The sequence below is a fragment of the Pseudomonas sp. CF161 genome, assembly GCF_000416215.1.
In the GTDB taxonomy this organism is placed as follows: Bacteria; Pseudomonadota; Gammaproteobacteria; order Pseudomonadales; family Pseudomonadaceae; genus Aquipseudomonas.
In genome coordinates this window covers 13356-35163 of sequence record NZ_ATLP01000093.1, presented here as the reverse complement: position 1 = coordinate 35163, position 21808 = coordinate 13356, and the positions used below count along the sequence as shown (strand labels likewise).

Here is a 21808-nt window from a genome sequence, read left to right as displayed (position 1 = left end):
GCGGCGACCGGCATGCGCTTTCGTCTCTCGCAACTGGGCATCGCCCTGGGTTGCGTGCTGGTCTGGTCGACGCCGTCCCTGGCGGCCATGACCGACACCAAGAATTTCGGCCTGGAAGTGAAAATCACCGGCCAGTCCGAAGACGATCGCGACCTCGGCACCGCCAGCGGTGGCGACGTCAACGGCCTGGGCCTGGACCTGCGGCCCTGGGTCTACGGCGAACGTGGCGCGTGGAGCGCCTACGCCATGGGCCAGGCCGTGACGTCCACCGACATCATCGAGACCGACACCCTGCAACAGGCCGACAGCGACGGCACCCAGGCCACCGACAACGGTGACCGCAAGACCAAGAAGAACTACCTGGCGCTGCGCGAATTCTGGGTCGGCTACAGCGGCTTCACGCCCTACCCCGGCGAGCAGTTGAAACTCGGTCGCCAGCGCCTGCGCAACGACGACGGGCAATGGCGCGACACCAATATCGAAGCCTTGAACTGGACCTTCGACACCACCTTGCTGCGGGCCAACGTCGGCGCCGCCGAACGCTTCAGCGAGTACCGCACCGACCTCAAGGAGCTGGCGCCCAAGGACCAGGATCGCCTGCACGTCTACGGCGATGCCGCCTATCAGTGGACCCCGGGCAACTGGGTGGGCATTCGCGGCCACCACACCCATGACGACGGCAAGCTCGACTACCCGACCCCGGGTGAAGCAGCCGACTCCCTGGACAAGAAGGAAAACGGTGACATCAGCTGGCTCGGCCTCACCGCCGACAGCGACGCCTACAACTGGCGCAACACCAACACCGTCAACTACTGGGCCAGCCTGACCGGCATGCGCGGCGACCGCGACACGGTCAACGCCCTGACGACCGATGGCAGCCGCCCGGCCGAGGCCAAGCGCAGTGACGACATCAGCGGCTGGGCCACCGACCTCGGTGTGCGCCTGCGCCTGGACCCGCATTGGCAAGTCGGCGCGGCCTATGCCCGCGCCAGTGGCGACTACGAGCAGAACGGCCTGGAAAGCAACCGCTCCAACTACACCGGGACCCGCTCGCGGGTGCACCGTTTCGGTGAAGCCTTCCGTGGCGAAATGAACAACATGCAGACCGCCACCCTGTTCGGCTCGTGGATGCTCAACGACGAATACGACGCCAGCCTGATCTACCACAAGTTCTGGCGCGTGGACGGCAACAAGCCGGTGGGCAGCAACGGTATCAGCGCGTTCGACAACACCTACGACGGCTCCGGCGCACTGATCTCCAGCACCTCGCTGCCTGAAGACGGCAAGAAAGACCTGGGCCAGGAGATGGACCTGGTGGTCACCAAGTACTTCAAGCAAGGCTTGTTGCCCGCCGCACTGAGCCAATCCATCGACGAACCTTCGGCGCTGGTGCGCTTTCGCGGCGGCGTGTTCAAGCCCGGCGATGCCTACGGCAAAGACGTCGACTCGTACATGCACCGCGCGTTTATCGACGTGATCTGGCGCTTCTGATGCGAACCGCGAAGGGAGTGCCCACCATGAATTGCTACCCCATGAACAGCCATGCCGCGAAAGGCTGCCTCAGCCTGCTGGCCGGCGCGATGCTGCTGGCCAGTTCGGCCGCCTTCGCGACGGCCGAACCGGCCAAGGCGCCAATCGTGGCCAAGGAACTGCAACAGGCCAAGACCTACACCGTCAGCAGCGCACCGACCGAGCCGCTGGAACTGGCCAAGCCGACCCTGCCCGACCTCTCCGGCTACACCGCCGAGGCAGCAGCGGCCAAGATCGTGCGCAGCAAGCCGGGCAAGATCAGCGTGCGCCGCATGATGCAGGAAGACGCCCTGAAGGACTTTATCGGCGGCGATAACAAAATGGCCGAATGGGTGGTGCGCCAGCACGGGATCCCCCAGGCCATTTTCGTCGACGACGGCTACATCAACCTCAAGGACCTGGTGAAAAAACTGCCCAAGCAGTACATCAGCGAAACCGCACCCGGGGTCTACCTGGCCAGGATCCCGATCGTGGTCGGACGCCACGGCATCCTCGATATCGACCAGCAGACCAAGGAGCTGCGCCTGTCCCAGGAAGGCGGTTCGTTCCTGGTCAACGATGGCCAGCTGTTTGTGCGTGACACCAAGGTCACCGGCTGGCGCGAGAAGGACAACGGCCCGGCGACCTTCCGCTCGCCCAAGGAATTCCGGCCCTTCCTGCTGGCCTGGGGTGGCACCGAGACCTACATCGTCAACAGCCAGATGGCCAGCTTCGGCTACGCCAACAGCAAGTCCTACGGCGTGAGTATTTCCCAATACACGCCGAACATGGCCAAGGTCCTCAAGCGCCCTGAACCCACCGGCTGGATCGTCGGCTCGGAGTTTTCGGACATGTGGTACGGCTTCTACTGCTACGAAACCCGCGACTTCGTGGTCAAGGGCAACACCTACAAAGACAACATCGTCTACGGCATCGACCCCCATGACCGTTCCCACGGCCTGATCATCGCGGACAACACCGTGCACGGGACCAAGAAGAAGCACGGGATCATCATTTCCCGCGAGGTCAACGACAGCTTCATCTTCAACAACCGCAGCTTCGACAACAAACTCTCGGGCCTGGTGATCGACCGCAACAGCATCAACAACGTGATCGCCTACAACGAGATCTACCGCAACCACACCGACGGCATCACCCTCTACGAGAGTGCCGACAATCTGTTGTGGGGCAACAAGGTGCTGAGCAACAAGCGCCACGGCATCCGCATTCGTAACAGCGTGAATATCCGCCTCTACGAAAACATCTCCATGGCCAACGGCCTGACCGGGGTCTATGGCCACATCAAGGACCTCTCCGACACCGACCGCGATATCAAGCTCGATCCGTTCGATGCCCAGGTCTCGCTGATCGTGGTCGGCGGCGAACTGGCGGCCAACGGTAGCGGCCCGATGTCCATCGACTCGCCGCTGAGCGTGGAGCTGTACCGCGTTTCGATGCTCGCGCCGACCAAAAGCAGCGGCATCAGCTTCTCGGGGATTCTCGGCGAGCGCCAGGACGAGATTCTCGACCTGCTGGTACGCCAACAAAAAGCGGTGCTGATCGACCCCGTCGAACGCCAGACCGAATTGCGCGATTGAGGATGACTTTTATGCACCCACACCTGATCAAGATCCTGAGCCTGTCGGCGTTGACCGCCGGCATCCTCGCTGCCAGCGCCGGCGCCCGCGCCGATGACGCGGCCGCCGAGGTCAAGGCGCCAACCTTCAGCGCCGAGCCGTGCTGCAACCTGTGCCCGGCCGCCCACGACGCGAAGAATTACGTCACCCGCTACCAGCAGAACTTCACCACCCTGGTGCAAGCCCAGGGCGACTGGCTGTTCCGCACCCAGGAAGACCTGCGCACCGAATTCAACACCACCCCGGCAGGCTTGCGACGCATGAAGCAACTGCACGATGCCTTCCAGAGCAAGGGCGTGGAGTTGGTGGTGGTCTACCAGCCAACCCGGGGCCTGGTGAACCGCAACAAACTCAACCCCGAGCAGAAGGCCCGCTTCGACTATGACAAGGCGCTGAAAAGCTACCAGGGCATGCTCGGCCGTTTTGCCCTGATGGGCTATGTGGTGCCGGACCTGTCGCCGCTGACCAACGAACAGCTGCCCGACACCCTGCCGGCCCATGATTTCTACTTCCGTGGCGACCAGCACTGGACCCCCTACGGCGCCCAGCGCACGGCGAAGATCGTGGCGGAAAAAGTCAAACAGATGCCGGCCTTCGCCGACATTCCCAAGCGTGAATTCGAGACCCACAAGTCCGGGCGCATGGGCAAGACCGGCACCCTGCACAACATGGCCGGGCAACTGTGCGGCACCAGCTACGCGGTGCAGTACATGGACCAGTTCACCACCGAGCCCAAGGGCGAGGCCGGCGACGGCGACCTGTTCGGCGATTCCGGCAACCCGGAAATCACCCTGGTGGGCACCAGCCACAGCGGCAAGAACTACAACTTCTCGGGCTTCCTGCAGCAGGAACTGGGGGCCGATATCCTCAACGTCGCCTTCCCCGGCGGTGGCCTGGAGGGCTCGATGCTGCAGTACCTGGGCAGCGAAGAATTCCAGAACAAGCCGCCGAAGATCCTGATCTGGGAGTTCTCACCGCTGTATCGCCTGGACCAGGAAACCATCTACCGGCAGATGATGGCGCTGCTCGACAACGGCTGCGAAGGCAAAGACGCCCAGCTCAGCGCCAGCACCACCCTCAAGCCCGGCAAGAACGAGCTGATGGTCAACAGCAAGAACATGGACCTGCGCAACAGCAGTCATCAGGTCGATATCCGCTTCGCCGACACCTCGGTGAAAACCTTGCAAGCCACCCTCTGGTACATGAACGGGCGCCACGAGGACATCAAGATCGAAAAACCGGAAACATCCGACACCGATGGGCGTTTCGCCTTTGAACTGCGCACTGACGAAGACTGGGCCTCGCAAAACCTGCTGGCGGTCGAAGTCCAGGGCCCCGAAGCGGGCACCGCAGGCCAGAAAGTCGAAGCGAAAATTTGCAAACGCAACGTATTCCCGAGCGCTGGGCAACGCACCGCGCAAATCGGGCAATGAGGTTTCTATGCAAACTGCAACGCTGAAAAAACTCCTGACACCGACCCTGCTCAGCCTGGCGATGTTCGCCGGCAGCACCCAGGCCGCCGCCCCGCTGCGTCCGCCCCAGGGCTACTTCGCGCCGGTGGACAAGTTCAAGACTGGCGACAACAGCGAAGGCTGCGATGCCATGCCCGCGCCCTATACCGGCGCCCTGCAGTTTCGCAGCAAGTACGAAGGTTCGGACAAGGCCCGTTCGACCCTGAATGTGCAGTCGGAAAAAGCCTTCCGCGACACCACTGCCGACATCACCAAGCTCGAGCGCGGCACCAGCAAGCGGGTGATGCAGTTCATGCGTGACGGTCGCCCGGAACAGCTGGAATGCACCCTCAACTGGCTGACCTCCTGGGCCAAGGCCGACGCGTTGATGTCCAAGGACTTCAACCACACCGGCAAGTCCATGCGCAAATGGGCCCTGGGCAGCATGGCCTCGGCCTATATCCGCCTGAAGTTCTCCGACTCCCATCCGCTGGCGACCCACCAGCAGGAAGCGCAATTGATCGAAGCCTGGTTCAGCAAGATGGCCGATCAGGTGGTTAGCGACTGGGACAACCTGCCGCTGGAAAAAACCAACAATCACTCGTACTGGGCCGCCTGGTCGGTGATGGCGACCTCCGTCGCCACCAACCGCCGCGACCTGTTCGACTGGGCCGTCAAGGAATACAAGGTCGGCGCCAACCAGGTCGATGCCGACGGTTTCCTGCCCAACGAACTCAAGCGCCAGCAACGCGCCCTGGCCTACCACAACTACGCCCTGCCGCCGTTGGCGATGATCGCCAGCTTCGCCCAGGTCAACGGGGTGGACCTGCGCCAGGAAAACAACGGCGCCCTCAAGCGCCTGGGGGACCAGGTGCTGGCCGGGGTCAAGGACCCGGATATTTTCGAGAAGAAAAACGGCAAGGAACAGGACATGACCGACCTCAAGGTCGACTCCAAATTCGCCTGGCTCGAACCCTTCTGCAGCCTCTACACCTGTGGCCCGGAGGTGCTGGAACGCAAGCACAAGATGCAGCCGTTCAAGACCTTCCGCCTCGGCGGCGACCTGACCAAGGTTTATGACCCGTCCCATGAAAAGGGCTCTTGAAACGGATCCCGGCCGAGCGCGGTGGTGGCCAGGGAGCTGACTCCCTGGCCACATGAAGTACTTGCAACAGGGTAACAACCCAACCGTTTTTCAACGGGGGGGTTTGGGGGGGCTGCGGCCTCTGTCTATTGGTTAAACACGGAGAGATCGGGATGGTTTTCTCATCCAATGTGTTCCTGTTTCTGTTCTTGCCGATCTTTCTCGGCTTGTACTACTTGAGCGGGCAACGCTATCGCAACTTGCTGCTGCTGATCGCCAGCTATGTGTTCTATGCCTGGTGGCGCGTGGACTTCCTGGCGCTGTTCGCCGGCGTCACCCTGTGGAACTACTGGATCGGCCTCAAGGTCGGCGCCGCCGGTGTGCGCACCAAACCCGCCCAGCGCTGGCTGCTGCTCGGGGTCGGGGTCGACCTGTGCATCCTCGGCTACTTCAAATACGCCAACTTCGGCGTGGACAGCATCAACGCGATGATGACCTCCTACGGTCTGGAGCCGTTCATCCTGACCCACATCCTGTTGCCGATCGGGATCTCGTTCTACATCTTCGAGTCCATCAGCTACATCATCGACGTCTACCGCGGCGACACCCCGGCCACCCGCAACCTGATCGACTTTGCGGCGTTCGTGGCGATCTTCCCGCACCTGATCGCCGGCCCCGTGCTGCGCTTTCGCGACCTGGCGGACCAGTTCAACAACCGCACCCACACCCTGGATAAATTCTCCGAAGGCTGCACGCGCTTCATGCAGGGTTTTATCAAGAAGGTGTTTATCGCCGACACCCTGGCGGTGGTGGCCGACCATTGCTTCGCCCTGCAGAACCCGACCACCGGTGATGCCTGGCTCGGCGCCCTGGCCTACACCGCCCAGCTGTATTTCGACTTCTCCGGCTACAGCGACATGGCCATCGGCCTGGGGTTGATGATGGGTTTTCGCTTCATGGAAAACTTCAAGCAGCCCTACATCAGCCAGTCGATCACCGAGTTCTGGCGGCGCTGGCACATCAGCCTCTCCACCTGGCTGCGGGACTACCTGTACATCACCCTGGGCGGTAACCGCAAAGGCACCCTGACCACCTACCGCAACCTGTTCCTGACCATGCTCCTGGGTGGCCTGTGGCACGGGGCGAACATCACCTACATCGTCTGGGGCGCCTGGCACGGCATGTGGCTGGCGATTGAAAAAGCCATCGGCCTCAACACCTCGCCGCGCAGCTTCAACCCGATCCGCTGGGCCTTGAACTTCCTCCTGGTGGTCATGGGCTGGGTGATCTTCCGCGCGGAAAACCTGCACGTCGCCGGCCGTATGTACGGCGCCATGTTCAGCTTTGGCGACTGGTCGCTGTCGGAACTCAACCGCGCCAGCCTCACCGGCCTGCAAGTGGCGACCCTGATCGTGGCCTACCTGACCCTGGCGTTCTTCGGCCTGCGGGACTTCTACCGCAACCGTCCGCCAGCCAAGACCCAGCCTGAAGTCAGCGCCGCCAGCGATGGCCCGGCCGCCGCTCAGCCGGGCCTGATCAAGGCTGTGCCCGGCGACAACCCCGGCAGCATCCACCAGCCGGGCTACATCGTGGGCACCGATGCCCAGGTGCAACCGGCCTACTGGACCGCCGACTGGCCGCGCTACTTGATGCGCACCCTGGTGCTGCTGCTGTTTATCGCCTCGATTCTCAAACTCTCGGCGCAAAGCTTCTCGCCGTTCCTTTACTTCCAGTTCTGAGGGATCTGCCCATGACCCGCTCATTACGCATTGTCTATATCGCCCTGTTCCTGGTGACCCTGATGGTCCTGGGCCTGTGGTCGGTGCGCAGCTTCTTCGGCTTCAGCACCAACAGCGATGCCACCGTACTCAACGGACGCTGGACCAAGGCCGTGGAAACCCACTACGACAAAGAGTTCCCGATCAAGCGCCTGGGCACCAACCTCTGGGCCGCCCTGGACTTCAAGCTGTTCAACGAAGGCCGTCCGGGCGTGGTCCTGGGCCGCGACCAGTGGCTGTACAGCGATGAAGAATTCAACCCCATCGTCAACGAAGAGCTGAACCTGCAAGGCAACTACGCCCTGGTCGAAGGCGTGCGCCAGACCCTGAAAGCCAAAGGCGTGAAACTGGTGATGGCGATCGTGCCGGCCAAGGTCCGCCTGTACCCGGAACACCTGGGTGACGTGCAGCCGGCGAGCATCCACGCCAACCTCTACCAGGACTTCCACGCCCGGGTCGCGGCCGACAAGATCCTCGCTCCCGACCTGCTGGGCCCGCTGCAACAGGCCAAGCAACGGGGTGAGCAGGTGTTCCTGCGCACCGACACCCACTGGACCCCGAATGGCGCCGAAATCGCCGCCCGGCAACTGGCCAAGGCAATTGCCGAAAAAGCCCCGCTGAGCGGCCAGCCGCAGCGCTTCGTCACCGAAGCCGAGCAGACCGTGGAGCACAAGGGTGACCTGCGCCTGTTCCTGCCCCTGGACCCCTTGTTCGAAAACCTGATGCCGGCCCAGGAGCCGCTGCAAAAACGCGTGACCCGCGCCGCCGACGACCAGCCGGCCGCCGACGATGCGCTGTTCGCCGACAACCAGGTGCCGGTGGCACTGATCGGCACCAGCTACAGCGCCAACCCCAACTGGAACTTCGTTGGCGCGCTGAAGCAGGCGCTGCACAGCGACGTGGTCAATTACGCCGAAGACGGCCACGGCCCGATCCTGCCGATGCTCAGCTACCTGAAAAGCGACGCCTTCAAAAACGATCCGCCGCAAGTGCTGATCTGGGAATTCCCCGAACGCTATCTGCCTGTGAACAACGAAATCGGCGACGCCGACCCGCAGTGGGTCGCCGAGCTGAAAAAAGCCGGCGCCAGCCAACAAAACGTAGCTGCACTCAATAAATCCGAGACGCCCGACCGGGCGCAAAACTGAAAGAGAGGTACACCATGACTTTCACTACTACTCCGCGTCGTCTCGCCAAGGCCCTCACTCTGGCCGCCGGCATGAGCGTGCTGTCGATGTCCGCCTTCGCCGGCGACGCCGCGCTCTACGGCCCGACCGCGCCTAAAGGCTCGTCCTTCGTGCGGATCTACAACGCCAGCAACAGCGAAGTCAGCGCCACCGTCGGCAGCACCAACCTCAACGACGTCGCCCCGCTGGCCAGCAGCGACTTCAGCTTCATGCCCGGCGGCGACTACAGCGCCAAGGTCGGCAGCCAGACCGTGCCAGTCAAACTCGCCGCCGACCACTATTACACCCTGGTTAACAACGCCAGCGGCCAGCCGCAACTGATCGAAGAACCGCCGTTCAAGAACAAGCAGAAGTCCCTGGTACGGGTGCAGAACCTCAGCGACAAATCCCTGACCCTGAAAACCGCCGACGGCAAGACCGACGTGGTCAAGGCCGTGGCCGCCAAGGGCCGCGGCGAGCGCGAGATCAACCCGGTCAAGGTCAGCTTCGCCCTGTACGACGGCGAGAAAAAAGTCAGCGACCTCAAGCCCGTGGCCCTGGAGCGCGGTGAAGCCGCCGTGCTCTACGTCACCGGCAATGGCAGCAGCCTGTCGCCCGTGTGGGTGAAACGCCCCGTCTCCACCCGCTAACCCGAATCTGTAGCCGCTGCCCAGATACGGGGCAGCGGCGACAACGAGACAAAAACAAGAGTGAAACGACAGAACGCAGTAGCTCTAACCCATACGATATTTGAAGGAGTAACAACATGATTCCGGTGATCTTGTCAGGTGGTAGCGGCTCACGTCTTTGGCCGCTTTCGCGCAAGCAATTCCCCAAGCAATTTCTCGCCCTGACCGGCGAACAGACCCTGTTCCAGCAGACCCTGGAGCGCCTGGTGTTCGACGGCATGGACACCCCGATCGTGGTCTGCAACAAGGACCATCGCTTTATCGTCAATGAGCAACTCAGTGCCCGCAAACTGGAATCGCAGCGCATCCTGATGGAGCCCTTCGGTCGCAACACCGCACCGGCCGTGGCCTTGACCGCGATGCTGCTGGTCAACGAAGGCCGTGACGAACTGATGCTGGTGCTGCCCGCCGATCACGTGCTGGACGACCAGAAAGCCCTGCAGCGCGCCCTGGCCCTGGCCACCGTGGCCGCCGAGCGAGGCGAGATGGTGCTGTTCGGCGTGCCGGCCACCAAACCGGAAACCGGTTATGGCTACATCAAGTCCAGCAGCGATATCCACCTGCCCGAAGGCGTGAGCCGGGTCGCGCAGTTCGTCGAAAAGCCCGACCACAAGCGCGCCACCGAATTCGTCAAGGACGGTGGCTATTTCTGGAACAGCGGTATGTTCCTGTTCCGCGCCAGCCGCTTCCTCGAAGAGCTGAAAAAACACGACCCGGACATCTACGACACTTGCCTGCTGACCCTGGAACGCAGCGTGCAGGACGCCGACACCGTGGACATCGACGAAGCCACCTTCGCCTGCTGCCCGGACAACTCCATCGACTACGCCGTGATGGAAAAAACCCAACGCGCCTGCGTGGTGCCGCTGAGCGCCGGCTGGAGCGACGTCGGTTGCTGGTCTTCGCTGTGGGACGTGCATGAAAAAGACGCCAACGGCAACGTCAGCAAAGGCGACGTGGTGATCCAGGACAGCCACAACTGCATGATCCACGGCAACGGCAAACTGGTGTCGGTGATCGGCCTGGAAAACATCGTCGTCGTCGAAACCAAGGACGCCATGATGATCGCCCACAAGGACAAGGTCCAAGGCGTGAAACAGATGGTCAACACCCTCAACGAACAGGGCCGCAGCGAAACCCAGAACCACTGCGAGGTCTACCGTCCGTGGGGCTCCTATGACTCGGTGGACATGGGCGGACGCTTCCAGGTCAAGCACATCTCGGTCAAGCCGGGTGCCTGCCTGTCCCTGCAAATGCACCACCACCGCGCCGAACACTGGATCGTGGTCAGCGGCACCGCCGAAGTCACCTGCGACGAAAACGTGTTCCTGCTCTGCGAAAACCAGTCGACCTACATCCCCATCGCCTCGGTCCATCGCCTGCGCAACCCAGGCAAAATCCCGCTGGAGATCATCGAAGTGCAATCGGGCAGTTACCTGGGCGAAGACGATATCGAACGCTTCGAAGATATCTACGGCCGCTCCACACCGGTGGAACGTGGAGTGTCGGTCAAGACAATCGCTCAGTAACAGCGACAAGCTTCAAGCGGCTAGCTGCAAGTAAAAGCGGATCGTCGTTGTCAGCAATACCTTCAACCCTCTGGTCCATGGTCTGCGTCCCCTATCCGCAGGCAATGGGCCAGGGGGATTTTTTTAAGCCGCGGCAAGTGGCAAGCTTCAAGCGGCAAGAAAAAGCGCCACGTCCCTCCCACGCAGACGCAGCGCCCATTCAACTCCCTGATCAAGAAACATCGATCAGGCCTGCAACACCTCTTCCTTTCATCAAACCACACCGTTCCTGGAGCTTTATGTAGCGCTCCGTCATCGAGTTCCTCTGCGACGGTTCGAATTCTTCAACCGAACAGCGTGCTCGGCTGATCTGGTTTGAACAGTCCAAGCAGCAGACCAGCCTCATCAAGAGAACTGATGAAGGACATTAGGACACGCCTGTCGTTTAGTCAGAAAGACACCGGAGTCGACCACATGACGGCCACTATCCCCCTAAAACCGCTTTAACAGACCTTCTATTGTCCCTACGGACAAATAAACAACACCTGTGGATAACCTCATCAAAGCCCTCCTCCATCGCCAACCCCACCTACGCTTAGGTAGGATGTCCCCCTCTCTTGCCCGAGGCGCATGTCATGTTCATCGGCGTTCTGCTGGTCATCACCTGGTTGATCCTGCTTCTGCGCTACCCCGCCAAAGCCCTGCCCGTGTCTCTGGCGGCGGCTTTTGGTCTGGCCCTGGTGGCCTGCTGGGTGGTCTGGCTGGACAACCGCGAAGCCCAGCAACTGGCGCGCCTGGAGCTGCGCATCGCCTACGCTCCCCAAACCTGCCCGGCCGACCGCCCCTTGCAGTTGAAGATGAATAACGGCAACGACGTGCCCCTGATCGAATTGCGCTGGCGCATCGCCGCCTACGCCCCGGGGGATACGGTCAATCTTGCCGACAACCAGTACAGCGCCCCGCGCTATCGCGGCCCCGGCGAGTTGCAGGCCGGCGCCAACTGGGAAGACTGCTTGCCGCTGCCGCCCCTGCGCTCCGGCTACCGCCCACAGACCCTGGAGTTTCGCGCCGAGCGTTTGCAAGGTAGCTTCTCCGACTGATTGCCCCTTCCCCCTCACAGCACAAGGACCGCGCCATGCCCGTCGCGTTGATCACCGGTTGTTCCAGCGGTATTGGCCGCGCCCTGGCCGACGTCTTCAAAAACGCCGGTTTCACTGTCCTGGCCACCGCGCGTAAAAGTGAGGATGTGGCAGCCCTGCACGCCGCCGGCTTTAGCGCACTGCAACTGGATGTGAATGACGGCCCGGCCCTCAGCGCCCTGGGCGAGCAGATCAACCAGCAGTACGGAGGCCTCGACCTGTTGATCAACAATGCCGGCTACGGCGCCATGGGCCCGCTGCTCGACGGTGGCGTCGAAGCCATGCAGCGCCAGTTCGAAACCAATGTGTTCTCGGTGGTCGGGGTGACCCGGGCGCTGTTTCCGGTGCTGCGCCGCAGCCGCGGGCTGGTGGTGAATATCGGAAGCGTTTCCGGGGTGCTGGTGACGCCCTTTGCCGGTGCCTACTGCGCCTCCAAAGCGGCGGTGCATGCCCTGAGCGACGCGCTGCGCATGGAGCTGGCGCCATTCGACATCCGCGTGATGGAAGTCCAGCCCGGGGCCATTGCCTCCAGCTTTGCGCGCAATGCCGGGCATGAAGCCGAGCAACTGATCAACGAACAATCGCCCTGGTGGCCGCTGCGCGAAGGGATTCGCAACCGGGCCAAGGCCTCCCAGGACAAACCGACCCCCGCCAGCGAGTTCGCCGCCCACCTGCTCAAGGCCGTGCAGCAGGACTCGCCGCCGCGCCTGGTGCGGATCGGCAATGGCAGCCGCGCACTGCCGCTGCTGGCCGCACTATTGCCCAAGGGGCTGCTGGAAAAGGTGCTGATGAAGCGTTTCGGATTGAGCGCCAGGCTCTGATCGTTCACCGCCGGCCATCACACCGTTGTGCGCAGCGCCGATGCCCGTAGAATGCCCGCACTCAAATCGCAGGGACGCGGCACCTCAAGCACGGAACGGCTGCACCCCGCCCCTGCTCATGCCCTCCTGGCGTCCTCGCTTTTACTCGATTGAACCTCAGGGACTCCCCATTGAAATGTCGTAGCCTGCTGCCCTTGGCCCTCTTCAGTCTGCTGGCGGGCTGCAATGCCTCGTCACCGGACGAGAAGCTCAATAACTCCCTGCCGGACTTGAGCCTCGAACAGATCCTGCCCAAGGTCGAGGCCAACCAATACTGCACGCCGGATATGGACAGCGAGTTGCTGCTCGGCCTCGGCAGCCGACTGAGCGATGAGGACGAGCTGCTCTATGGCGCAGGCCGTACCTTGCAGGCCAGCAAGGAAATAAAAATGGCCCGCAGTTGCCTGATCATGGCCGCCCCTCGCTACACCACGAGCCTGTGCATCCTGGGCGGCATTGTCGGCGCCAGGCAAAACGACTATGACAAAAGCGAAGCCTTCAACTACATCGCTTACGCCGCCAAGCACAATGAATCCTGCGCCGAAGCAGGCCTGGCCGACCTCTACAGCGTGGGCAAGCTGGGCCAACCGCCAAACAAGGAATTGGCCATGGGCTGGCTCGAGCGTGCCGCTCGGCACGGCGACCAGGACTCGCAACAGGACATGGTGCGTTGGAGCCGCGACCAGGGTAATTTCCCGGTGGCCTATGCCTGGGCCAGGATCCTGGATGATGGACAAACAGTCGAGGCAGTGAAGCGCAAAATGAGCCCGCAGCAAATTGCCGAAGGCGAACAGCACTACACCCAACTGCTCAGCCAGCTCACCCCCGAAAAGGACCTTAAGCAGGCGCTGCGCAAGATCGTCATCGCCATCAGCTCAGCGGATCTGTACTACAGCCACCCGCAGGTGTTCGAGGGCATGTCCCCTGTGCAACGGCGTGCGTTCGTGGCCCAGTTGGTGGACATGCAGGACCTCTACCCGCAGTTCCACACCCGTGGCCAGGTGATCGCCTACGCATTGATTTCCCGCAGTGTGCAAACTACCGGCCCGGCGGTGGACCTGTGGCAGGACCCGGCGCTGCATGCCTTGCTGATCAATGATGAGCTGAGCGTGGAAGACACCGTGGCCCAGGCCAAAACCATCCTGGCCAAGCGCAAGCAGTAACGGCGCAGCGGCGCACGTGACCGGCCCACCCTCAAATGACCGATTCAGGGCTCGACGGGCGGGTCTTCCGGCAGCGCTTTAAGGGGCGTAAACGACGAAAACGCCAGCAGCCCGGCCAGCACGCCGAGCGTCATCACCAAGCCGAAAAACAGCGTGCTCCAACTGGCCGATATCACATCCTGAGGGTTGCCGGGTTTATACAGCAGGTCCACCTGATCGCCCTCTTTGGCTCCGGACAGTTCGTCGTGGAAGCTGTGCTCAAGCAGCGTGCCATCGGCCGTGGCGAACCGGACATCGGTGTAACGGGTGTAGCTGGACTTGCCACCGTTGTTGACCGGGTACACCGTGACCCGCAACACCGTGCCGACACTGGGCAGGCCATTGAGCCGGTAATCGGCAAACTGGTGGAAGAAATGCACGGCACCGGCGCCGAAAGCCAGCGCTGCCAGTAAAAAAATACTCCCTGGAAAAATCCTCACCCACGTCATCCCTGCTCAACAAAGTGCGGCGAATATAGAGAGTGGCTACGGGCCGCAGCAACCGTTTTGTGCAGCGGCTGCCATTCCCGTCCCTATTGCTCCCCCTCCTGCCTCACCACCACGGTGCAAGTGATCCCCGCCGCCAGCAGCACGCCGTCCGGCACTTCATCGATATGGATGCGCACCGGCACCCGCTGGGCCAGGCGCACCCAGTTGAAGGTCGGGTTGACGTCGGCGATCAGCTCGCGACTCTCCGGGTTGTCGCGGTCGTAGATGCCGCGGGAGATGCTTTCCACATGGCCCTTGAGCACTTCGCCGCTCATCAGTTGCATGTCGGCTTTATCGCCCACCCGCACGTGGGGCAACTTGGTTTCTTCGAAGAAGCCGTAGACCCAGAACGAATTCATGTCGACCACGGCCATTTTCGGCTCGCCGATGCGCGCGTAGTCACCGCGATGCACGTTGAGGTTGGTGACATAGCCGTCCACCGCCGCCCGGACCTGGGTGCGCGCGAGGTTGAGTTCGGCGGCGTCCAGTTGCGCCTGGGCATGCTGGTAGTCGGCCAGGGCCGAGTCGGCGATGTTGCTGGCGTCGTCGCGGTTTTCCTTGGAAATCACCAGGTTGTCCAGGTCGGCGCGGCGGTGGGCGTTGACCTTGCGCATCTCCCAGGTGGCCTTTTTCGAGGCCACCAGCGCTTGCGCCTGCTTGACCGCGATGCGGTAGTGCTCGGGGTCGATCTGCATCAGCAGGTCGCCTTTTTTCACCAACTGGTTGTCGCGCACCGGCACCTCGACCACTTCGCCGGTGACGTCGGCGGCGACGTTGATGATGTCCGCCCGCACCCGACCATCACGGGTCCAGGGGGTGTTCATGTAGTGCTCCCACAGGGTGCGGCCGATCCACAGGGCAAGGGCCAGCACCAGCAGGGTCGCGAGCAGGCTGAAGAACTTTTTCATCGGGTCACTCTCAACGGTAAACAGTCAGCGCCATGGCGCCGAACAGACAGGTGAACAGGCTCAGGCGCAGCAGCGCCGGGTGCCAGAAAAAGCGGTACAGGTCGTAGCCGGCGATAAACCGGTCCAGGGCCCAGGCCAGGGCCGCGGCGATAAAAAACATCAGGGTCATGGTCGGCATGTAAACGCCGTGGAAGGCGATTTCACGAGGCATGTTCGGGTCCTTGGACGGCAACGGGGCGCGGTGTGGCATAGGCCGCCAGCGGCGACTGGGGGTCGAGCAATGAGCTGCGGATAAAGTGCAGGTAGCTTTTCACCCGGCGCAGGGCCGAGGTGTCGAAGTGCGGGGCGAAGGGCTCGTCGGTGGCCTGGACCCGACTGATGGCGTGGTCGACCGCGATCAGGCCGCGCTCCAGGTTGCTCTGGCTCGGTTGCAGGAACAGCCGCACCAGCGAGCGCCCCATGACCCGGATCGCCTGGCGCCACGGCTGGGATTGGGCATAGGCCGGGTGCACCGGCAGGATCGCCTGTTCTTTGCGCAATTCGATGATCGCGTGGCCGACTTCCAGCACCACGAACATCCAGCGCAGCAGCTCGCGCTGCACCTGGGGCTGCCCCACCGCCAGGCCATAGGCCTGGTGCAGCAGGTCGCGGGTGCGGCTTTCAAAACTCGAAGCCAGGCCCTTGAGCTTGCCGCTGATGGCGTACACCACCTGGCCACGCAGGTCCTGCTCCAGTCGGCGCCACAGCCAGCGGCTGTTGGGCGGCAGGATGATCGCCCCGGCCGCCGCACACACCAGCATGCCCATGACCATGGCGATGTAGTCGTTGATAAAGCTGTAGGGGTTGTAGACCGTGAGGTTGTCCGGCACCGAGCCGGTGCTGAAGAAAATCAGCAGCCCCAGGCCGATCCCGGCGTACTGCGGACGCGAGGTGAGGAACGAGCCCAGCACGATCACCGGCGCCAGCATCACGCACAACAGCGGGAAGCCGTCGATCCAGGGGAACACGAAGAACATTTCGACAAAGCCGATGATCGCCCCGATAAAGGTCCCGCACGCCATCTGGAACGCCATGCGCTTGGGGTTCGGCGTGGCTGCCGACAGGCCGATGGTGGCGGCGGCGATCAGGGTCATGGTGGCGCCGCTGGGCCAGGCCGTGGCCACCCAGTAACTGCCCAGCACCACCAGCACGAAGGCCGCGCGGATCCCCGAGGCGGCCGAGGCCAGCCAGTTGGTCTGCGGGGTGAAGGGTTCGTCCCAGCGCTCGCGTTCATGGCTGTGGTCGGCCAGCGAGGCGTGGGTCTGGGCATAGCCGTGCAGGTCGTCGACAAAGCGGTACAGCAGCTCGTAGGCGGTGTGGAAATCCAGCTGCTCGGCGTCACTGGGCTGCAGCTCCTGGAACTGCGCCCGCAGGCTGCGCACCCGGGCCGGCAGCTCGGCCTTGTAGGCCGCCAGGGCCGTGGCCAGGCGCGCCGCGTCGGGGCTGGTCAGGGCCCGGCCGGAGAACCCGTCCAGCAGTTCCGCCAGGTCCTGCAACCCGGGTTTGATCGCGGCCACCACGTGGTCGGCACCGCTGCCGCGCAAGCGCTCGAGCAATTGGTGCAGGGCGTTGAAGCGGGTGGTGATGCTCATGAACTCGCTATTCAGGCGGCTCAGGCGGCCGTTGCGCCGGCGCATGTGCGGGTCTTCGAAGACCGTGACGCTGCGCAGGCCCTCCAGGCCCACCGCCTCGGCGATAAAACGCACGTTGCCGCTCTCGAACGCCTCGCGCTGGCTGCGTCCACGCAGGCCATCGGTGACAAACAGGGCAAACACCCCGAAGCGTTGGTACAGGGCGTTGCGCATCGCGGCGCTGGCGGTCTGCGGCAGGATCGCGGCACTGACCAGGGTCGAGCAGAGGATCCCCAGGGAGATCTCCAGCACCCGCCACACCGCCGCCATAAAGGCCCCGTCCGGATGGGCCAGGGCTGGCAGGCCGACCATGGCGGCGGTGTAGCCGGCCAGCACGAAACCGTAGGCGCGAAAGTTGCGATAACGCGCCGCGCCGGCCGAACAGATGCCGACCCAGATCGCCAGGGAGCCGAGGAACAGCTCGGTGTTCTGGGCGAACAGGGCAATCAGCGCGACCATCACCGCCGACCCGGTCAGGGTCCCCAGAAAGCGGTAGAAACTCTTGGCGAACACCTGGCCGCTCTGGGGCTGCATCACGATAAACACGGTGATCATCGCGGTGCGCGGCTGCGGCAGCTCCAGGCGCATGGCCAGCCACAAGGTAAGGAACGCGGCGGTCAGCACCTTGAAGATGTAGACCCAGGTCACGCCGTCGCTGCGCGCCCAGTCAAAGAAACCCCGGCGCCATTCAAGGGAGTGCAGCCAGCGCAACGGTGCAGGCAAGGGAGTCATCGGGTCCTTCTCAGTCGTCAGCGATCAATGGTCAAAGACGGCCAGGGCCGCCGGGGTCTTGCTCGGTTGGATCTTGACGTCCGCAGGCACATCGCGCCCCGCTTCCAGGCCGCCACCCAGGGCCGTCACCAGCTCGGCATGGGCCGTGAGCCGCGCCGCCTGCACCTGCTGCTGGATCTGTTGCTGCTGGAACAACAGGCTCTGGGCGTTCAGCACGTTGAGGTAGTCGGTGAGGCCGCGCTGGTAGGCGATCATCGCGATGTCATAGGTTTTCTGCGCCGACGCCACCGACTCGGCGGCAAAACCTTGCTGCTTGTCCATGGACTCGCGGCGGATCAACTGATCGGAGATGCTTTTCAGCGCATTGACCAGGGTCTGGTTGTAGTGCGCGACGGCGATGTCGTAGCCGGCCGAGGCTTCACCCAGTTCGGCACGCAGGCGCCCGCCGTCGAAGATCGGCAGGCTGATGGCGGGGCCGACGTTGTAGGTGAGTTTCTTGCCGGTGAGGAACTCCAGCGCGCCGCCGCCGGTGGCCATGTAGCCGAGGCTGCCCACCAGGTCGACGTTGGGGTAGAAACCGGCGTGGGCCACATCGATGCCACGGGCCTGGGCCGCCACTTGCCAGCGGCTGGCGACCACGTCCGGGCGCTGGCCGAGCAACTGCGCGGGCAAGGCCGATGGCAGGCGCAGTGCGGCGCCCAGGGCCAGGGTTGGCCGTTGCAGTTGCGCGCCGGCCCCCGGACCTTTGCCGGCCAGGGCCGCCAGCTGGTTGCGGGTCAGGGCGATTTCCTCATCCAGGGCGTCGATCTGGCGATGGGTTTCCGGCAGCGGGGTTTGAGCCTGGCTGACTTCGAAGTGGGTGCCGATGCCCGCGTCCAGGCGCTTTTGCGCCAGCTCGAGAATCTGCTGTTGCTGCTTCAGGGTCGCCTGCACGATGTCGCGCCGGGCGTAGTGCAGCGACAGCTGGATGTAGGCCCGCACCACGTTGTTCGACAGTTCCAGTTGGGCCAGGCGCGCCTCGGCGGCGCTCATGTGAGCCAGGTCCACGGCGCGTTCGCTGGCGTTGCTTTCGCGCCCCCAGAGGTCCAGGGCATAGCTCAGGCCCAGGGCCGCGTTGTTGTCCCAGGTGGTGCTGTTGGCCAGGTCACCGGGACCGTAGAACTGATCAGCGGGCCAATTGTGGCGCTTTAGGCTGGCATCGCCATTGATCTGCAGCGATTCGGCAGATTCGGCGACACCGGCCAGGGCCCGTGCCTGGCGCACCCGGGCGGCGGCCATGGCCATGCTCGGGCTGCCTTGCAGGGCGAGGTCGACCCAGTGGTCCAGCTGCGGATCGCCATAAGCCTGCCACCACTGGGCACTGGGCCAGTGGGCGTCCTGGGCGGCGCTCTGAATCGCCTCGTCGGTGGCCAGGGTATTGGCGGGAACTAGCGTGCCTTGGGGCGCTATGCCTCCGGTTCCGATGCAGCCGCTGATTGCTAACGATAAAGCCCAAACACTGAGAGTCTTCAACTCTCTGCTGATGCGAGGCGGCACTGCTGCGAATTCCTGAGATCGGGGGGAGGGGCAAATCTCTGGCAGGGGCCGTCGGGTGGGCGACACGATGCGTCTGGGACAACGCATTGCACGACAGGCTCCTGCAGATCGCGGCAATTCTAGGGGGCGGCCTCGATTGCGATAAGGTGGGTTTCCTGTGAATCTTTGTTACCGTAAACGCGATAATCCATTGGTCGTATCCCCAAGCCCCTGTAAACCCTGAAACTTCGTGTCACAATTTGCCATCTCCCTTGAGAGCACCCCATGGACACTTTGCAAAACATGCGCGCCTTCAGCTGTGTCGCCGAGGCCGGCAGTTTCACCGCCGCCGCCGTGCAACTGGACACCACCACAGCCAATGTCTCGCGCGCGGTCTCCAACCTTGAGGCCCACCTGCAAACCCGCTTGCTCAACCGTACGACTCGCCGCATCGCCCTGACCGAGGCCGGCAAACGCTACCTGCTGCGCTGCGAGCAGATCCTGGCCTATGTCGAAGAAGCCGAGGCCGAAGCCAGCGACGCTCACGCTCGCCCCGCCGGGCAATTGAAAGTGCACACCATGACCGGTATCGGCCAGCACTTCGTGATCGACGCCATCGCCCGCTACCGCAAGACCCACCCCGACGTGACCTTCGACCTGACCATGGCCAACCGCGTGCCGGACCTCTTGGACGAGGGCTACGACGTGTCCATCGTGCTCGCCAGCGAGCTGCCGGACTCGGGGTTTGTCTCCCAGCGCCTGGGGATCACCTACAGCATCGTCTGTGCCTCGCCGGCCTATGTAAAAGCCAACGGCTGCCCGAACAAGCCCATCGACCTGCTGAACCACGCCTGCCTGCGCCTGGTGAGCCCGGTCATCCCCCTGGAAAAATGGACGTTCGACGGCCCGGAAGGCCAGGAGATGGTGACCATCAACGGCTCGCCGTTCCTGGTGAACTCCGCCGACGCGATGAAAACCGCGATCACCAGCGGCATGGGCGTCGGCGTGCTGCCGGTGTACGCGGCCATCGAAGGGCTGCGCAACGGCACCCTGGTGCGGGTCATGCCGCAGTACCGCTCCCAGGAGCTGAACCTGTATGCCATCTACCCTTCGCGCCAGTACCTGGACGCCAAGATCAAGACCTGGGTCGAATACCTGCGCGGCTCCCTGCCGGAGATCCTCGCCGCGCACCAGGCCGAACTCGCCGCCTACGAACTCAGCGGCAGCCTGGCCGGTGCCCGCCTGACCAATTAAGCCTCCTCAACCCAGTAGCCACTACCGCCAGGCTGCGCTGGCCCATGTCGGCGCCGAAGGTACACCTGAAAACACTCCGGTGGATCTGAGGGCCAGCGCAGCCTCGTGCCTCGGCAGCGGCTACAAAAAAGCCGTCGAGAATGTTAGCTTGCTTGGCATTCTCTCCCGCCTGTCGAGCCCTCCCGCGATGAAAAAGACCGTACTTGCCTTCAGCCGCATCACTCCCGAGATGATCGAACGCCTGCGCCAGGAGTTCGACGTGATCGTGCCGGACCCCAAGCAGGGTGATATCAGCGCGCAGTTCAACGAAGCCCTGCCCCAGGCCCACGGCCTGATCGGCGTCGGCCGCAAGCTGGGCCGCGCTCAGCTGGAAAACGCCGGCAAGCTGCAAGTGGTGTCCAGCGTCTCGGTGGGTTACGACAACTACGATCTGGGTTACTTCAACGAACGCGGGATCATGCTCACCAACACCCCGGACGTGCTCACCGAAAGCACCGCCGACCTGGCGTTCGCCCTGCTGATGAGCAGCGCCCGCCGGGTGGCCGAACTGGACGCCTGGACCAAGGCCGGCCAGTGGCAGGCCAGCGTTGGTGCGTCGCTGTTTGGCAGTGATGTGCACGGCAAGACCCTGGGCATCGTCGGCATGGGCAACATCGGCGCGGCCATCGCCCGTCGTGGTCGCCTGGGTTTCAACATGCCGATCCTGTACAGCGGCAACAGCCGCAAGCCTCAGCTGGAACAGGAACTCGGGGCGCAGTTGCGCAGCCTGGATCAACTGCTGGCCGAAGCCGATTTCGTGTGCCTGGTGGTGCCCCTCAGCGACAAGACCAAGCACCTGATCAGCCAGCGTGAACTGGCGCTGATGAAGCCGAGCGCGATCCTGGTGAATATTTCCCGCGGCCCGGTGGTGGATGAGCCGGCGCTGATCGAGGCCCTGCAGAAAGGCCAGATTCGCGGTGCCGGGCTCGACGTCTACGAGAAGGAGCCGCTGGCCGAATCGCCGTTGTTCCAACTAAAAAACGCCGTCACCCTGCCCCACGTTGGCTCGGCGACCCACGAAACCCGCGAGGCCATGGCCAATCGCGCGGTGGATAACCTGCGCAGTGCCTTGCTCGGTGAGCGCCCGCAGGACCTGGTCAATCCGCAAACCTGGAAGGGCTGAGGGGCAAACCCAGGGGCGCCATGCCCCTGGAACCCGGCTGTTCTGCAAGCCCTGCC

18 protein-coding genes are annotated in these 21808 nt (G+C 63.2%); 13 read left to right on the top strand and 5 right to left on the bottom strand.

All coding sequences use genetic code 11. The annotated features are described in order from the left end of the window. Positions 1-12 precede the first annotated feature (12 nt). From CF161_RS19885 to CF161_RS19835, 11 genes are all read left to right on the top strand, one after another. Entirely contained in the window at positions 13-1491 is a 1479-nt protein-coding gene (locus CF161_RS19885; protein WP_043229962.1) for an alginate export family protein, read from the top strand. A 41-nt stretch (positions 1492-1532) separates the two neighbouring features. Next, on the top strand, positions 1533-3107 hold the full coding sequence (gene algG, locus CF161_RS19880) for a mannuronan 5-epimerase AlgG (RefSeq protein WP_020298396.1): 1575 nt from the start codon (positions 1533-1535) through the stop codon (positions 3105-3107). Positions 3108-3118: 11 nt separating this feature from the next. Further along, entirely contained in the window at positions 3119-4579 is a 1461-nt protein-coding gene (locus CF161_RS19875) for an alginate O-acetyltransferase (protein ID WP_020298395.1), read from the top strand. 7 nt (positions 4580-4586) lie between these two features. After that, the gene (locus CF161_RS19870; protein WP_020298394.1) at positions 4587-5702 is read left to right on the top strand and encodes a mannuronate-specific alginate lyase; all 1116 of its coding nucleotides are present in this window, start codon (positions 4587-4589) and stop codon (positions 5700-5702) included. Between the two features lie 152 nt (positions 5703-5854). Beyond that, entirely contained in the window at positions 5855-7420 is a 1566-nt protein-coding gene (locus CF161_RS19865) for an MBOAT family protein (protein WP_020298393.1), read from the top strand. Between the two features lie 11 nt (positions 7421-7431). Beyond that, positions 7432-8607 (top strand): alginate O-acetyltransferase, encoded by a 1176-nt coding sequence (locus CF161_RS19860; protein WP_020298392.1) that lies wholly within the window; start codon positions 7432-7434, stop codon positions 8605-8607. Between the two features lie 14 nt (positions 8608-8621). Beyond that, positions 8622-9275 carry an alginate O-acetyltransferase AlgF gene (locus CF161_RS19855; protein WP_020298391.1) on the top strand — a complete coding sequence of 218 codons (654 nt, stop codon included), beginning with the start codon at positions 8622-8624 and terminating at the stop codon, positions 9273-9275. A 116-nt stretch (positions 9276-9391) separates the two neighbouring features. Then, on the top strand, positions 9392-10843 hold the full coding sequence (locus tag CF161_RS19850) for a mannose-1-phosphate guanylyltransferase/mannose-6-phosphate isomerase (protein ID WP_020298390.1): 1452 nt from the start codon (positions 9392-9394) through the stop codon (positions 10841-10843). Between the two features lie 614 nt (positions 10844-11457). Further along, a complete protein-coding gene (locus CF161_RS19845) occupies positions 11458-11922 on the top strand; it encodes a hypothetical protein (protein WP_020298389.1) in 465 nt (154 codons plus the stop codon). A 35-nt stretch (positions 11923-11957) separates the two neighbouring features. Beyond that, positions 11958-12782: an SDR family oxidoreductase gene (locus CF161_RS19840; protein WP_020298388.1), complete on the top strand. Its 825-nt coding sequence runs from the start codon at positions 11958-11960 to the stop codon at positions 12780-12782. Between the two features lie 170 nt (positions 12783-12952). Then, complete coding sequence (locus tag CF161_RS19835) at positions 12953-13984, top strand: SEL1-like repeat protein (RefSeq protein WP_020298387.1); 1032 nt, start codon at positions 12953-12955, stop codon at positions 13982-13984. A gap of 44 nt (positions 13985-14028) precedes the next feature. Here CF161_RS19835 and CF161_RS19830 read toward each other — a convergent pair whose 3' ends face one another. From CF161_RS19830 to CF161_RS19810, 5 genes are all read right to left on the bottom strand, one after another. Continuing rightward, positions 14029-14463: a DUF3592 domain-containing protein gene (locus CF161_RS19830; RefSeq protein ID WP_020298386.1), complete on the bottom strand. Its 435-nt coding sequence runs from the start codon at positions 14461-14463 to the stop codon at positions 14029-14031. A gap of 92 nt (positions 14464-14555) precedes the next feature. Continuing rightward, the gene (locus tag CF161_RS19825; RefSeq protein ID WP_020298385.1) at positions 14556-15419 is read right to left on the bottom strand and encodes an HlyD family secretion protein; all 864 of its coding nucleotides are present in this window, start codon (positions 15417-15419) and stop codon (positions 14556-14558) included. Between the two features lie 10 nt (positions 15420-15429). Then, entirely contained in the window at positions 15430-15630 is a 201-nt protein-coding gene (locus CF161_RS19820; protein ID WP_020298384.1) for a DUF1656 domain-containing protein, read from the bottom strand. Beyond that, positions 15620-17821 carry an FUSC family protein gene (locus CF161_RS19815; protein WP_020298383.1) on the bottom strand — a complete coding sequence of 734 codons (2202 nt, stop codon included), beginning with the start codon at positions 17819-17821 and terminating at the stop codon, positions 15620-15622. Before CF161_RS19815 ends, CF161_RS19820 begins: the two co-directional genes overlap by 11 nt. Before the next feature lie 24 nt (positions 17822-17845). Beyond that, on the bottom strand, positions 17846-19357 hold the full coding sequence (locus tag CF161_RS19810; protein WP_020298382.1) for an efflux transporter outer membrane subunit: 1512 nt from the start codon (positions 19355-19357) through the stop codon (positions 17846-17848). A 264-nt stretch (positions 19358-19621) separates the two neighbouring features. On the opposite strand from CF161_RS19810, the gene CF161_RS19805 reads away from it, so the two are divergent. Together CF161_RS19805 and CF161_RS19800 are read left to right on the top strand one after the other, a co-directional pair. Further along, on the top strand, positions 19622-20590 hold the full coding sequence (locus CF161_RS19805; RefSeq protein ID WP_020298381.1) for a LysR family transcriptional regulator: 969 nt from the start codon (positions 19622-19624) through the stop codon (positions 20588-20590). 187 nt (positions 20591-20777) lie between these two features. Then, positions 20778-21752: a D-glycerate dehydrogenase gene (locus tag CF161_RS19800; RefSeq protein WP_020298380.1), complete on the top strand. Its 975-nt coding sequence runs from the start codon at positions 20778-20780 to the stop codon at positions 21750-21752. Positions 21753-21808: the final 56 nt, after the last annotated feature.

What these genes read in the sequence shown, in the direction of transcription:
- CF161_RS19885 (WP_043229962.1), top strand. Translation starts at nt 13, where the DNA reads ATGCGCTTTCGTCTCTCGCAACTGGGCATCGCCCTGGGTTGCGTGCTG.
- algG (WP_020298396.1), top strand. Translation starts at nt 1,533, where the DNA reads ATGAACAGCCATGCCGCGAAAGGCTGCCTCAGCCTGCTGGCCGGCGCG.
- CF161_RS19875 (WP_020298395.1), top strand. Translation starts at nt 3,119, where the DNA reads ATGCACCCACACCTGATCAAGATCCTGAGCCTGTCGGCGTTGACCGCC.
- CF161_RS19870 (WP_020298394.1), top strand. Translation starts at nt 4,587, where the DNA reads ATGCAAACTGCAACGCTGAAAAAACTCCTGACACCGACCCTGCTCAGC.
- CF161_RS19865 (WP_020298393.1), top strand. Translation starts at nt 5,855, where the DNA reads ATGGTTTTCTCATCCAATGTGTTCCTGTTTCTGTTCTTGCCGATCTTT.
- CF161_RS19860 (WP_020298392.1), top strand. Translation starts at nt 7,432, where the DNA reads ATGACCCGCTCATTACGCATTGTCTATATCGCCCTGTTCCTGGTGACC.
- CF161_RS19855 (WP_020298391.1), top strand. Translation starts at nt 8,622, where the DNA reads ATGACTTTCACTACTACTCCGCGTCGTCTCGCCAAGGCCCTCACTCTG.
- CF161_RS19850 (WP_020298390.1), top strand. Translation starts at nt 9,392, where the DNA reads ATGATTCCGGTGATCTTGTCAGGTGGTAGCGGCTCACGTCTTTGGCCG.
- CF161_RS19845 (WP_020298389.1), top strand. Translation starts at nt 11,458, where the DNA reads ATGTTCATCGGCGTTCTGCTGGTCATCACCTGGTTGATCCTGCTTCTG.
- CF161_RS19840 (WP_020298388.1), top strand. Translation starts at nt 11,958, where the DNA reads ATGCCCGTCGCGTTGATCACCGGTTGTTCCAGCGGTATTGGCCGCGCC.
- CF161_RS19825 (WP_020298385.1), bottom strand. Translation starts at nt 15,419, where the DNA reads ATGAAAAAGTTCTTCAGCCTGCTCGCGACCCTGCTGGTGCTGGCCCTT.
- CF161_RS19820 (WP_020298384.1), bottom strand. Translation starts at nt 15,630, where the DNA reads ATGCCTCGTGAAATCGCCTTCCACGGCGTTTACATGCCGACCATGACC.
- CF161_RS19815 (WP_020298383.1), bottom strand. Translation starts at nt 17,821, where the DNA reads ATGACTCCCTTGCCTGCACCGTTGCGCTGGCTGCACTCCCTTGAATGG.
- CF161_RS19805 (WP_020298381.1), top strand. Translation starts at nt 19,622, where the DNA reads ATGGACACTTTGCAAAACATGCGCGCCTTCAGCTGTGTCGCCGAGGCC.
- CF161_RS19800 (WP_020298380.1), top strand. Translation starts at nt 20,778, where the DNA reads ATGAAAAAGACCGTACTTGCCTTCAGCCGCATCACTCCCGAGATGATC.